Genomic DNA, 502 nt, shown 5'->3' with positions numbered 1-502 from the left:
CACTCCAGAGTGCCTGTTTAACTGCGTTGAGCACTAGCACGGTGTTCATAGAAGCACTCGCTGACCAGCCCAGGATCCTCCGAGAGTAAGCATCGATCACGAAGGCAACATAGACCCACCCGTACCAGGTCGAAACATAGGTGAAATCATCTACCCATAGCCGATCCGGTGCCGTTGGTGTGAAATCACGGCGGACCAAGTCCTTCGCTCGGGCTGCCTTCGAGTCTTTGATCGTGGTGCGTTTGACCTTGCCACGGACCGCACCCTGTATGCCAAGTAACCCCATGAGCCGTTCTACCGTGCACCTGGCCACCGGCACACCTTCACGGTTCTTCGCCAACCAGACTTTCCTGGTGCCGTGCACCCCGTAATTAGCGGCATACACCTTCTGGATCACGCGCTTGTGCACCTCATCACGTTGTTCTCGGTGCGATCGTGTTTTATCCACCCATTCGTAGTACGTGGACGGGGTGGTCTTCACCCCGTCCCAGTCAGCACCTGG

General features: G+C 56.8%; 1 protein-coding gene. It reads right to left on the bottom strand.

Annotated elements, in window-relative coordinates; translation table 11 throughout:
• On the bottom strand, window positions 1-481 hold a 481-nt coding region (locus tag GCE9029_RS27205; protein WP_497463378.1), incomplete at its 3' end, for a DDE-type integrase/transposase/recombinase.
• Window positions 482-502 lie beyond the last annotated feature (21 nt).

The organism is Grimontia celer, from assembly GCF_900055185.1.
GTDB lineage: Bacteria > Pseudomonadota > Gammaproteobacteria > Enterobacterales > Vibrionaceae > Enterovibrio > Enterovibrio celer.
This window is presented reverse-complemented; position numbering and strand designations above follow the sequence as displayed.